The 10,820-nt window shown below is 62.0% G+C and carries 14 protein-coding genes and 1 pseudogene; 5 read left to right on the forward strand and 10 right to left on the reverse strand.

Features of this window, described 5'->3' with window-relative positions:
* Window positions 1-111: 111 nt before the first annotated feature.
* Together VQ045_RS16070 and argH are read right to left on the reverse strand one after the other, a co-directional pair.
* Window positions 112-414: a hypothetical protein gene (locus tag VQ045_RS16070; protein WP_331830822.1), complete on the reverse strand. Its 303-nt coding sequence runs from the start codon at window positions 412-414 to the stop codon at window positions 112-114.
* An 88-nt stretch (window positions 415-502) separates the two neighbouring features.
* Window positions 503-1,942, reverse strand: a complete 1,440-nt coding sequence (gene argH, locus VQ045_RS16075) for an argininosuccinate lyase (protein WP_331830823.1) — start codon at window positions 1,940-1,942, stop codon at window positions 503-505.
* 26 nt (window positions 1,943-1,968) lie between these two features.
* Between argH and tlpA the strand changes: the two genes are divergently transcribed.
* The 3 genes from tlpA (at window position 1,969) to VQ045_RS16090 (ending at window position 3,369) form a co-directional block, all read left to right on the forward strand.
* Window positions 1,969-2,643: a thiol:disulfide interchange protein TlpA gene (gene tlpA / locus VQ045_RS16080; protein WP_331830824.1), complete on the forward strand. Its 675-nt coding sequence runs from the start codon at window positions 1,969-1,971 to the stop codon at window positions 2,641-2,643.
* Window positions 2,644-2,722: 79 nt separating this feature from the next.
* Window positions 2,723-2,977 (forward strand): AbrB/MazE/SpoVT family DNA-binding domain-containing protein, encoded by a 255-nt coding sequence (locus tag VQ045_RS16085; RefSeq protein ID WP_331830825.1) that lies wholly within the window; start codon window positions 2,723-2,725, stop codon window positions 2,975-2,977.
* Window positions 2,974-3,369 (forward strand): type II toxin-antitoxin system VapC family toxin, encoded by a 396-nt coding sequence (locus tag VQ045_RS16090; RefSeq protein ID WP_331830826.1) that lies wholly within the window; start codon window positions 2,974-2,976, stop codon window positions 3,367-3,369. The genes VQ045_RS16085 and VQ045_RS16090 overlap by 4 nt, the downstream gene beginning before the upstream one ends.
* A 226-nt stretch (window positions 3,370-3,595) precedes the next feature.
* Here the strand turns inward: VQ045_RS16090 and VQ045_RS16095 are convergent, their stop codons facing one another.
* A complete protein-coding gene (locus tag VQ045_RS16095; RefSeq protein ID WP_331830827.1) occupies window positions 3,596-4,045 on the reverse strand; it encodes a winged helix-turn-helix transcriptional regulator in 450 nt (149 codons plus the stop codon).
* Between the two features lie 107 nt (window positions 4,046-4,152).
* Here VQ045_RS16095 and VQ045_RS16100 point away from each other — a divergent pair, with 107 nt between their 5' ends.
* Window positions 4,153-4,518, forward strand: a complete 366-nt coding sequence (locus VQ045_RS16100; RefSeq protein ID WP_331830828.1) for a VOC family protein — start codon at window positions 4,153-4,155, stop codon at window positions 4,516-4,518.
* 12 nt (window positions 4,519-4,530) lie between these two features.
* Entirely contained in the window at window positions 4,531-4,821 is a 291-nt protein-coding gene (locus VQ045_RS16105) for a hypothetical protein (protein ID WP_327626253.1), read from the forward strand.
* A 266-nt stretch (window positions 4,822-5,087) separates the two neighbouring features.
* Here VQ045_RS16105 and VQ045_RS16110 read toward each other — a convergent pair whose 3' ends face one another.
* The 7 genes and pseudogenes from VQ045_RS16110 to VQ045_RS16140 form a co-directional block, all read right to left on the reverse strand.
* Window positions 5,088-5,969, reverse strand: a complete 882-nt coding sequence (locus tag VQ045_RS16110) for a 3-hydroxybutyryl-CoA dehydrogenase (protein ID WP_327626254.1) — start codon at window positions 5,967-5,969, stop codon at window positions 5,088-5,090.
* Between the two features lie 84 nt (window positions 5,970-6,053).
* On the reverse strand, window positions 6,054-6,983 hold the full coding sequence (locus tag VQ045_RS16115) for an electron transfer flavoprotein subunit alpha/FixB family protein (protein ID WP_331830829.1): 930 nt from the start codon (window positions 6,981-6,983) through the stop codon (window positions 6,054-6,056).
* A gap of 129 nt (window positions 6,984-7,112) precedes the next feature.
* Window positions 7,113-7,862, reverse strand: a complete 750-nt coding sequence (locus tag VQ045_RS16120) for an electron transfer flavoprotein subunit beta/FixA family protein (RefSeq protein WP_331830830.1) — start codon at window positions 7,860-7,862, stop codon at window positions 7,113-7,115.
* 197 nt (window positions 7,863-8,059) lie between these two features.
* The gene (locus VQ045_RS16125) at window positions 8,060-8,797 is read right to left on the reverse strand and encodes a rhomboid family intramembrane serine protease (RefSeq protein WP_331830831.1); all 738 of its coding nucleotides are present in this window, start codon (window positions 8,795-8,797) and stop codon (window positions 8,060-8,062) included.
* Between the two features lie 60 nt (window positions 8,798-8,857).
* Window positions 8,858-9,430, reverse strand: a complete 573-nt coding sequence (locus tag VQ045_RS16130) for a cob(I)yrinic acid a,c-diamide adenosyltransferase (protein WP_331830832.1) — start codon at window positions 9,428-9,430, stop codon at window positions 8,858-8,860.
* Window positions 9,431-9,640: 210 nt separating this feature from the next.
* Entirely contained in the window at window positions 9,641-10,033 is a 393-nt protein-coding gene (locus tag VQ045_RS16135) for a GFA family protein (RefSeq protein WP_331830833.1), read from the reverse strand.
* 697 nt (window positions 10,034-10,730) lie between these two features.
* A pseudogene (locus VQ045_RS16140) lies at window positions 10,731-10,820 on the reverse strand (IS5/IS1182 family transposase); the annotation flags it as partial.

Raw genomic sequence — 10,820 nt, forward strand, 5'->3', positions numbered from 1 at the left:
ATGTCGAAATCAAAGGACCACTAGCAACTTTATGACTCTCGTGGATTTTTCAAATTTGACATTTGATTTCGAGTCCGCCGCACGTGCGTATCAAATGTCAAATTCAATCCACTAGTTCAGCAGCGGATCGAGGAAGAACCGTTTGCCGGAGGCGTCTTTGTTCCGGGTGACCTCGGCGGCGCTGACCATATTGTCGTTCTGGACATCCGAAATCCGTGCGGCACGAACGGCTGTGCCGGTCTCGCCGCTGCCGAGGACGTTGGTGGTCCCGCCTTGGGTCTGTTCCGCCACCACGGCGGGCACCTCGTTGGTGTCCGGTGCCACCGGCAGGTTTTTCACGCCGCAGCCGCCAAGAACCGACAGCACAGCCAGAATCAGCACCGGCTTGGCCGCAAGGCTCGATCGCTCCGTCATCTCGTCACCCCTCAGCACATCGCCAACCGTCGATCCCCGTCACCGCGGTGATAACGGTTCGCGACGAAGAAATCACCACCCGCGGCGACTATTCGCCATTGCCGCCGAGTCGATCGCGCCAATAGGCGATCTGGGCGCGGACATTGGCGGGCGCCGTGCCGCCGAAGCTGGTGCGACTGTTTACCGAGGCATCGACGCCGAGCACGGAATAGACCGCGTCGGTGATCCGCGCCTCCAGCGTTTGCAGAAGATCCAACGGCAGATCCTCGAGCCCGACGCCGCGCTCCTCGGCGAGCGCCACCGCCCGTCCGGTCACATGATGCGCCTCGCGGAACGGCAGCCCCAGTTCCCGCACCAACCAATCGGCGAGGTCGGTGGCGGTGGAAAAGCCGTGGCCGGCCGCCCGGCGCATCGCCTCGGTTTCGATGGTCATGTCGCGGACCATGCCGGTGGCGGCGGCGAGCGCCAAGGCCAGCGAATCGATCGCGTCGAAGACCTGTTCCTTGTCTTCCTGCATGTCCTTCGAATAGCTGAGCGGCAGCCCCTTCATCACGGTCAAGAGCGAAATCAGCGCGCCATTGATGCGGCCGGGCTTCGCCCGAACCAGTTCGGCGGCATCCGGGTTCTTCTTCTGCGGCATGATCGAGGAGCCGGTCGAGAACGCGTCGGACAGCCGGACGAAACCGAATTGCGGCGTCGACCAGATGACGATTTCCTCGGCGAGACGCGACAGATGCGTGCCGCAGATCGCCGCGACCGAGAGAAATTCCAGGGCGAAGTCCCGATCGGACACCGAATCGAGCGAGTTGCGGGTCGGCTCGCGAAAGCCCAGCGCTTCCGCCGTCTGGTGCCGGTCGATGGCAAAGCCGGTGCCGGCAAGCGCAGCGGCGCCGAGCGGACATTCGTCGAGACGGGTGATCGCGTCACGGCAGCGCGACAGGTCGCGGGCCGCCATTTCGACATAGGCGAGGCAATGGTGGCCGAAGGTGACCGGCTGGGCGACCTGGAGATGGGTGAAGCCGGGCATGATCGTGTCGGCATGCGCGTCGGCCTTGTCAAGCAGCGCGCCGATGAAGGCTTCAAGCGCTTCGGCGAGCGCGCCGAACGCCGTCTTCACATGCAGGCGGAAATCGACCGCGACCTGATCGTTGCGCGAACGGGCGGTGTGCAACCGGCCGGCGGCGGGGCCGATCAGCTCGGCCAGCCGCGCTTCGATATTCATGTGGATGTCCTCGCGCTCTCGCGAGAAAGTGAAGCGCCCGTCGGCGATCTCGGCCCGGATGTCCTCCAGACCCGCTATGATCTGGCTGGCATCCTCCGCCGAAATGATGCCTTGATCGGCCAACATGGCGGCATGGGCTTTCGAACCGGCGATATCCTCGTCATAAAGCCGTCGATCGAAATCAATCGAGGCGTTGATCTCCTCCATGATGGCGTCGGGTCCGGCGGCAAAGCGACCACCCCACATCGCATTGCTGGACGTGGGGGCGTTGCTTGACTTGGGAACGTTGCTGGTCTTCTGGCGCATGGATACTCGAAAGGGCTTTTGACGGTATGTCCGAGGAAACACGACAGGCTTCGAACGGGCGGCGGCTCGGGGTCATCGCCGGGATCGCGCTGATCTCAGGCATCGCGGCGGGCGGTGTCGTCCTATACGTGAGCGAGACGGGGTCTGGCAACGAAGTCGCCGCCACGTCCTGCCCGGCCGACGAGGCGATCTATGCCGCGATCGACGGCGCGGCGCGCGGCGAGGTCGCGGCCGTGCAGGCGCTCGACGCGCCCTTCGACATCTCGGCCATGGCGTTTACGGACGGCGACGGCCAGCCGGCAAGCCTGAAGGATTTTTCCGGCAAGACGCTGCTGGTCAATCTGTGGGCGACCTGGTGCGTGCCCTGCCGGCTCGAAATGCCGGCGCTCGACGCGCTGGAGCAGCAGGAGGGAGGCGAGGATTTCGCCGTGATCCCGATCAACATCGACACCGGCAGTATCGACAAGCCGAAGAAGTTCTACGCCGAGACCAAGCTCACCGCCCTGCCCCTGTATCGCGACGAAACGATGGGCGTGTTCGACGATCTCAAAGGGCGAGGGCTGGCTTACGGCCTGCCCGTCTCGGTACTGGTCGGACCCGACGGCTGCGCCCGCGCGGCGATCAACGGCCCGGCGGAGTGGGCGAGCCCGGACGCGGTGAAGCTGATCGAGGCGGTCAAGGAGAGCGGGCGGAAGGTTTGAGGGGGCGTTCCCCGTCACCAGGGTGTTGTCGGTAAGGCAATTATGCCTTACATTGTGATTTCAACGCGAGGATGGCCCCATGTCGATTCTAACCGTTACCGCCAAAGGCCAGGTCACGTTAAAAAAGGACATTCTCCAACATCTTGGCGTGAAGCCAGGTGAGAAGATCGAAGTCGATATGCAGCAGGACGGAAAGGTCCTGCTGCAGAGCGAACGAAAAACCGGTTCGCTGGAGAATTTCTTCGGAAGCCTAAAGCACAAGGCTACCGGGCCAGCGCCGGCGATCGAGGAACTGAACGAGATTATCGTGGACGGGTGGGCAAAGCGGCGGTGATCATTATCGCCGATACCAATGTGCTCATCCGCGCGCTTGTCGGCGATGAGCCGAATCAGAGTCCAAAGGCGGTTGAAATTCTAAGGCGTGCATCTTCGGTTGTACTGACGCTTCCAACACTCTGCGAAATTGCCTGGTCCTTGCGGCAACGATATCGGCTGAGTTCCGCGGAGCTATTCGACACGATTACCGGCATCCTGTCGGATCAGAAAGTCATCTGCGACCGGGCGGCGGCCGAGGCCGGCCTTGCCATGCTGACGGCCGGCGGGGATTTCGCCGACGGCATCATCGCGTTCGAGGGCCGCAGGCTCGGTGGAGACATCTTCGCGACCTTCGACACAAAGGCGGCGCGCCTGATTGCTGAGACAGGCGGGCGCGTCGAACTGCTTTGAAGACGCCCTCGAGCCGGCGCGACCACCCGCTAGTAGTGGTACGACTCCGACGCTTCGAGCCCGCACCAGCGACCCTCGCGGACGAAACGGACGTTCGCGTTTGGTTGCCGGGAGACCGCTTTTTCGATCTTTTCCCCCGCTCAAACGGCCACTTTTGCCCTTTTCGGAAACGTATGAGTCTTGGCTGGCACTAAGCCTAGACGGATGTAGTTTCGAGCAACTGTGCTCAGATGTTGGAAAAATAGAATGGGGCGGCTTGGTTGGCCTCTACGGCTTCCAAGACCTCCATAAGATACTTCTGTTTGTCCGCTTCCAGACGCTCCAAGAGTTTCCTCGGCGTGGTTGTGTTCGGGTCGTTCCGTGCGCCCCAGAGGATGACTTCAAGCAGTGTCGGGATAAGTTCGATACCAGTTTCAGTGAGCTCATATCGGTATCTTCCTTTTGTTGCAGGATCGGAAACTTTTCGAATTATGTTTTTTTCTTCCAGGCTTTTCAGCCTGTCCGCTAGAATATTGGTGGATATATTTTCTTGAGCCTCCAAAAATTCTCCGTAGAAGCGCCGCCCTTTGAAAACCATGTCCCGGACGATCAAGAGTGACCATTTGTCCCCGATCGCGTCGAGGGAAAAGGCAATAGGACAGCCGGATTGTCTCTTGTTAGTCTTGCTCTTGGCCATCCTGGCATCTCGCTCGTTATCGTTCACCTCACTGTAAGAAACCTAACTTGCATTATGCAAGGCCTGTGGTAGGCTTGTAAAATGCAAGTGGCTCAGGGAGAACGAGTGTGCGGAACTTTGTAGTTTGGTTTGATATTCCGGTGAGAGATTTGGACCGCTCGGTCAAGTTTTACGCCGAAGTGATAGCGACTGACCTGGCTGTCGTGGAGGGTGCTCCGAGTCGGCAAGCCAATTTTCCATTTGCGCCGGGAATCGCTTCCGGCTCGCTGCGGGAAAACAAAGAACACAAGCCAGGTGCCGCCGGTACGATGGTTTATCTGGACGGAGGGGATGATTTGTCCGTTCCGTTGGCGCGGGTTGAAGCCGCAGGCGGCACAGTGATCAAAGGCAAGACCGCGATTGGCCCGAACGGTTTCATGGCCATTTTCAAGGACTGTGACGGCAACACGGTCGCACTTCACAGCAGAAATTGAGCTGGGTCAGATATGGAAATTGCTATCAAGAATAACAATCGTAGATGGATGATGTACTCGGCTTTGGCGGGGCTTGCATTTTTCATGTTTGCAAACTTCACAAACTTTTTTTCCGAGCTGAATGTTATCTCCGGCATCATACAAATCGGGATCAATCTCTTCGTTTTTACCACCTGGTTGCGGGGATTTCTGTCCAGCCAAGGAAGAGAAAGATTCATTGCCTTCTTCGGGGTTGCCGCGCCACCTATTCTGGCCGCGATTACGACGTACCGCGTAATTGGCCCATACCTACTTCCTAACTGAACACGTGAAAATCTGTTCTCTGTAGGCATTGGCAAAAACGGCCGTTTTTATTCCGGCAATGGCGAAGACTGAAAGCGCTCGAAAATCAACGGGTACAACCCCCGGCAAAACTAGGCTTAAATTTGGCACGTTTTTTGCCACCGTGCACGAAGCTGCAATTTGCTGCTCCCAGAAGTTGGTCTCTATGGGCTCGATTCTGCCCTTTGCAGTCTCGCCGCTTGGGCGGACTCATTCGTCTCGGTCAATCCACTAGCGTGGTTGTGCCCCTACCGCGTCGGGACCGGATGCTCACCGCGATAGTCGTAGAAGCCGCGGCCGGTCTTGCGGCCGAGCCAGCCGGCCTCGACGTATTTCACCAGCAGCGGGCACGGCCGGTATTTGGAATCCGCCAGCCCGTCATAAAGCACCTGCATGATCGACAGGCAGGTGTCGAGGCCGATGAAATCGGCAAGCTGCAGCGGCCCCATCGGGTGGTTGGCGCCGAGCCGCATCGCAGTATCGATGGACTCGACCGAGCCGACGCCCTCGTAGAGCGTGTAGATCGCCTCGTTGATCATCGGCAGAAGGATGCGGTTGACGATGAAGGCCGGAAAATCCTCAGAGACGGTGATCGTCTTGTCGAGCGCGGTGACGAATTGCCTGGCGCGCTCGAAGGTCGCGTCCTCCGTCGCGATGCCGCGCACCAGCTCGACCAGCTTCATCACCGGCACCGGGTTCATGAAGTGGATGCCCATGAACCGCTCGGGCCGATCGGTCGCCGAGGCCAGCCGGGTGATCGAGATCGACGAGGTGTTGCTGGCGAGGATCGTCGCCTCGGACAGGTGCGGACAGATGTCGCGATAGATCTTGCGCTTGACCGTCTCGTCCTCGGTCGCCGCCTCGATGACGAGGTCAAGGCCGCCGAGAGCCGCGGGATCGGTCACGGTCGTGATGCGGCTCAGCGCCTCGGCCCGCTCGGCCTCGGTGATCTTTTGCGACGACAATTGCCGGTCGAGCGCGGCGCTGACACGCTCGAGGCCGGCGGCCGTGCGATCCGCCGCGATGTCGTAGAGCGTGACGTCATAGCCGGCGAGCGCGGCGACATGGGCGATGCCCGCGCCCATCTGGCCCGCGCCGACGATCCCGACCTTGCTGATCCTGTCCGCCATCTCGCCTTCAACCGCCTCCCGGATTTTATTGCGCCGCAACAGTAATGCTCACCCGCCCCGCCGTCAAAGGCGGCGCGGCGACGCTCAGAGCTTGTCTTTCAGCTCCGGCAGGATCTGGAAGAGATCGCCGACCAGGCCGTAGTCGGCGACCTGGAAGATCGGCGCTTCCTCGTCCTTGTTGATCGCCACGATCACCTTGGAATCCTTCATTCCGGCCAGATGCTGGATCGCGCCGGAAATGCCGGCGGCGATGTAGAGGTCGGGCGCCACCACCTTGCCGGTCTGGCCGACCTGCCAGTCGTTGGGGGCGTAACCCGCATCGACCGCAGCGCGGCTGGCGCCGATCGCCGCGCCGAGCTTGTCGGCGACGGGCAGGATGAATTCGTCGAACTTTTCCTTGGAGCCGAGCGCCCGGCCACCGGAGAGAATGATCTTGGCGCTGGTCAGCTCCGGCCGGTCGCTTTCGGCGAGCCGTTCCCCGACGAAGCGCGACAGGCCCGGATCGGCGGCGGCGTCCACCGCCTCGACCGAGGCCGAACCACTTGTCTCCGCCGCTTGGAAGCCGGCGGTGCGCACGGTGATCACCTTCTTGGCGTCGCCCGACTTCACCGTCTGGATGGCGTTGCCGGCATAGATCGGCCGCTGGAAGGTGTCGGGACCGTCGACGGCGACGATGTCGGAAATCTGCATCACGTCGAGCAGCGCGGCGACGCGCGGCATGACGTTCTTGCCCGAGGTCGTCGCCGGGGCGACGATGGCGTCATAGGAAGCCGCAAGCTTGACGATGAGGTCGGCGAGCGGCTCGGCGAGGCCGTGCGCGTAGGCGTCCGCGTCGGCGTGCAGCACCTTGGCGACGCCGCCAAGCTTCGCCGCGGCCTCCGCGACGGCGCCGGAGCCGGAGCCGGCGACGAGGACATGCACGTCGCCACCCATCTGGGACGCCGCCGCGAGCGCCTTGGCGGTCTGGTCGGACAGGGCGGCATTGTCGTGTTCGGCGATGAGAAGCGTGGTCATGCTAGTGTCTCCCGATCGAGGGCAGGTTCCGTCTCAGGTCCGGACGGAGCAGCGAATGCAATGGGCGGAGCCGGTCGTCTCGTCGCAAGTCCGGACGGAAAACCGGTGGCCGCTTTTCCTGGACTTGCTTTAGAGGACTCCGGCCTCGTTCCTCAGCTTGTCGATCAGCTCGTCGACGCTGGCGACCTTGACGCCGGCCTCGCGCTTCTGCGGCTCGACCGTCTTCAGCACTTCCAGGCGCGGCGCGACATCGACGCCGTAATCGTCCGGCGACTTTTCCTCGAGCGGCTTCTTCTTCGCCTTCATGATGTTCGGCAGCGAGGCATAGCGCGGCTCGTTGAGGCGCAGATCCGTGGTCACCACCGCCGGCATCTTGATGTCGACGGTCTGCAGGCCGCCATCGACCTCGCGCGTCACCGTGGCCCGGCCGTCGGCGAATTCCACCTTGTTGGCGAAGGTGCCCTGGCTCCAGCCGAGCAGCGCGGCGAGCATCTGGCCGGTCTGGTTGCAATCGTCGTCGATCGCCTGCTTGCCCACGATAACGAGGTCGGGCTTTTCCGCGTCGACCACGCCTTTGAGGATCTTGGCGACGGCGAGCGGCTCGGTCGGCTGGTCGGTCTTGACCAGGATACCGCGGTCGGCGCCCATCGCCAGCGCGGTGCGGATGGTCTCCTGGGCCTGCTGCGGGCCGACGGAGACGGCGATGATCTCGCTCGCCGTGCCGGCTTCCTTGAGGCGGATCGCCTCTTCCACCGCGATCTCGTCGAACGGGTTCATGCTCATCTTGACGTTGGCGAGATCGACGCCCGATCCGTCCGGCTTGACCCGGATCTTCACGTTGTAATCCACCACCCGCTTGACGGCGACGAGAACTTTCATCGGCGAAGACTCCCCTTGGTCGACCCGGAGCGATCCGGACGCTTGTTCCGTTGAACCTCAGCCTGACCCGCCGCTCGCGAGCGCCCAATGAATGGGGAGGAGATCAGCCGATTGTCGCAATGCGATAAATGACGGTTACGTAAGTGTCAAAAACCCTTGCGTCTCAGGCCGCTTAGTGACGCCCCGGCCGCCATCTTTCAAGCCCCGCGCTCGTCTTTCCGCTTGAGTTCCACCGCGCGCGGCGTCTCGATCCGGCTGTCGAACAGCGGAACGCCCTTCTGACGCAGCACCAGCGTCAGCGCCGCCCCGGCGAAAATGCCGCCGGCATGGGCCGCATAGGAGACGTCCTCGCCGCCCGCGATGAACAGCGCGAACTGCCAGCCGATCCAGATCGCCAAGAGCAGCCAGGCCGGCAGGTACAAAGGGATGCGGCCGAAGGCGAGCACCCACACCCAGACGCGCGGATGTAGCATCAGATAGGCCGCGGCGACCCCGGAGACGGCGCCGGACGCGCCGATCAGCGTCGCCTCGGAGTCCGGCATGATCATCGCGTGCAGCCACGCCCCGGCCGCCGCGCAGGCGAGATAGAACAGGAGAAAGCGGAGATGGCCGAAAGCGTCCTCGACATTGTCGCCGAACACCCAGAGAAACAGCATGTTGCCGAGAAGATGCCAGAAATTCAGATGCAGGAAGGCGTAGGTGACGAAATTCAGCGCCTCGGGCACCGCCACATATTGCGGCGGCAGATCGGCATAGCCGTTCACCACGGCCGGGATGAAGCCGTAGGTGATCTCGAAGGCGGAGAGCAAGGCGCCGGTCTCGCCGGTCGCCGTGAACACCAGATAGATGACGACGTTCACGACGATCAGGCCGACCGTCACATACTGGAAACGGATGCGCCGCAGCCGGTTGGCGTCGTAGATGGGCACGAACACGATCGCGGCGTTCCTTTTCTGGGAGCCTTGCCTCTTCTGGGAGCCGTGTGGCCCGACGCTCTAGCGGCTCTGGCCGGGCACCCACAGAACGTCGCCCTTGCCGTCGTCATTGGCAATACGGGCGGCGACGAAAAGATGGTCCGACAGGCGGTTGATATATTGCAGCGCCGCCGCCGAGACGATCTCCCGCTCCTTGCGGGCGAGTTCCACCATCAGCCGCTCGGCCCGGCGCGCCACGGTGCGGGCGTGATGCAGATGCGTGGCGGCGGGCGAGCCGGCCGGCAGCACGAAGGAGCGTAGCGGCTCCAGCCGGGCGTTCATGGCGTCGATCTCGCGCTCCAGCCGCTCCACCTGCGACGGCACGATCGCCAGCCGCTCATAGGGCAAAGGCTCGGCGGTCTCGGGGGTGGCCAGATCGGCGCCGAGGTCGAACAGCTCGTTCTGGATGCGGGCGAGCATGGCGTCGAGCGCTGCGTCGGCGGAGAGCCGCACAATGCCGACAATGGCGTTCAACTCGTCGACCGTGCCGTAGCTGGCGACCCGGATGTCGGATTTCGGCCGCCGCTCGCCGGTGCCGAGCCCGGTGTCCCCGGCATCGCCGGTTCTGGTGTAGATCTTGTTCAGCTTGACCATGTCGCCTCCGGTTTGGGGCATCATAGGTCATGTCACGGCGGGTGACAGGGTGGCGGGGAAAGAACGCGCCGGCGTGATCTGGAGCGCCGTGCGTCCATCCGGACGCACAAAGGACGCTCTGACATTTTGATTGAGCATCGGATTGATCCAAAAACCGGATTCCACTTTTTGGTCCGATGCTCTAAGGCGCCGTCGCGCCGGTTCCGCGGCCTATTCCTCGAAGCGGCCCGTATCCTCACGATCGCGCTGGTATCGTCGCGTCAGCGGAAATTCCGGCAGCCAGGATTCGCGGCGGATGGTCCAGAGTTCGTAGGTTGGCGTCAGTTGGTCGGGAGCGTCCAGCGATCCGAGGTTCACCTCAATCTCGTCGCCGCTGCGGCCGAAGACCGGCGAGCCGCAGCGCGGACAGAAAAACCGCCCGGCATAGTCGCGTGTTTCGCCCGCGATCGTCACCGCATCCTGCGGGAATATCGCGGAGGCGTGAAACAGCGCCCCATGATGCTTGCGGCAGTCGAGACAGTGACACAGGCCGACCCGGTACGGGCGTCCCGACGCCACGATCCGGACGTTGCCGCACAGACAACCGCCGGTGAATCGGTCCATGCTGCGCCTCCTCTCAGATCAAACCGTTGGACTATTGCCGACGAACCGCGTTCGCCGCGGCGACGGTGCCGTAGCTCGCGAGTCCAAATCCGGTTCTGGCCACCGCTCGCCGGGCTCGGTCTCGCCGGCATCGCCGGTCCTGGCGTCGATCTTGTTCGGCTTGACCGTGAGGCCTCCGGTTTGGCCGGGATCATAGGTCATGGGGTGGCCGGGGATAGGGTGGCGCAGGTCCGGCTCCCGCCCATTCCAGTCGCAAATTGACGATAAGTCACGCTTTAAACGCTGGCATTTTCGCCCGCCCAACAAGCCCGGCCGGTGCTCCGCCCCCCTGCCACAAGCGCATCAAGCCCGGCAATGCTCTGACCCGCGCTGTCAGACGGTATTTCCCCCTTCGGCTGGCGAAGTCGCACACACTCCAGGAGCTTTATGTGTCAGAAATACAACAAATATCGGATTCAACATTCCTAAAAGGAATATACAGTTGCAAAACCGTATAAAAGGCATACCGAATATCATATCAATATATACCACTCTGACGCGTGGGATTGCCATGAAACGCTTTGGTATATGCCCCCTATTATCGCTTCCAGTCCTGTTGGTAATAGGAGCATGCGGCACATATGTTCCAGATATTAACGAGCCGGCATTCGCCGCTCAAGGAAGCCAGTCCCTGGTAAGAGTCGGTCCGGAAAGTTGTTCAATTTGAACAAAGCCTTCGCAGCATTAGGCGGATAGACGCCAGTTTGAGGAATGCGAGCGCGTTGCGCGACAGGTTCTCGAAATCCTT

This window comes from Aurantimonas sp. E1-2-R+4 (assembly GCF_036549515.1).
Lineage (GTDB): Bacteria > Pseudomonadota > Alphaproteobacteria > Rhizobiales > Rhizobiaceae > Aurantimonas > Aurantimonas coralicida_A.

Bases quoted from the DNA above. Each gene is read 5' to 3' on its own strand.
- VQ045_RS16105 (WP_327626253.1), top strand. From the start codon at position 4,531: ATGGAAATTGCTATCAAGAATAACAATCGTAGATGGATGATGTACTCG.
- VQ045_RS16110 (WP_327626254.1), bottom strand. From the start codon at position 5,969: ATGGCGGACAGGATCAGCAAGGTCGGGATCGTCGGCGCGGGCCAGATG.
- tlpA (WP_331830824.1), top strand. From the start codon at position 1,969: ATGTCCGAGGAAACACGACAGGCTTCGAACGGGCGGCGGCTCGGGGTC.
- VQ045_RS16085 (WP_331830825.1), top strand. From the start codon at position 2,723: ATGTCGATTCTAACCGTTACCGCCAAAGGCCAGGTCACGTTAAAAAAG.
- VQ045_RS16115 (WP_331830829.1), bottom strand. From the start codon at position 6,983: ATGACCACGCTTCTCATCGCCGAACACGACAATGCCGCCCTGTCCGAC.
- argH (WP_331830823.1), bottom strand. From the start codon at position 1,942: ATGCGCCAGAAGACCAGCAACGTTCCCAAGTCAAGCAACGCCCCCACG.
- VQ045_RS16070 (WP_331830822.1), bottom strand. From the start codon at position 414: ATGACGGAGCGATCGAGCCTTGCGGCCAAGCCGGTGCTGATTCTGGCT.
- VQ045_RS16120 (WP_331830830.1), bottom strand. From the start codon at position 7,862: ATGAAAGTTCTCGTCGCCGTCAAGCGGGTGGTGGATTACAACGTGAAG.
- VQ045_RS16130 (WP_331830832.1), bottom strand. From the start codon at position 9,430: ATGGTCAAGCTGAACAAGATCTACACCAGAACCGGCGATGCCGGGGAC.
- VQ045_RS16135 (WP_331830833.1), bottom strand. From the start codon at position 10,033: ATGGACCGATTCACCGGCGGTTGTCTGTGCGGCAACGTCCGGATCGTG.
- VQ045_RS16095 (WP_331830827.1), bottom strand. From the start codon at position 4,045: ATGGCCAAGAGCAAGACTAACAAGAGACAATCCGGCTGTCCTATTGCC.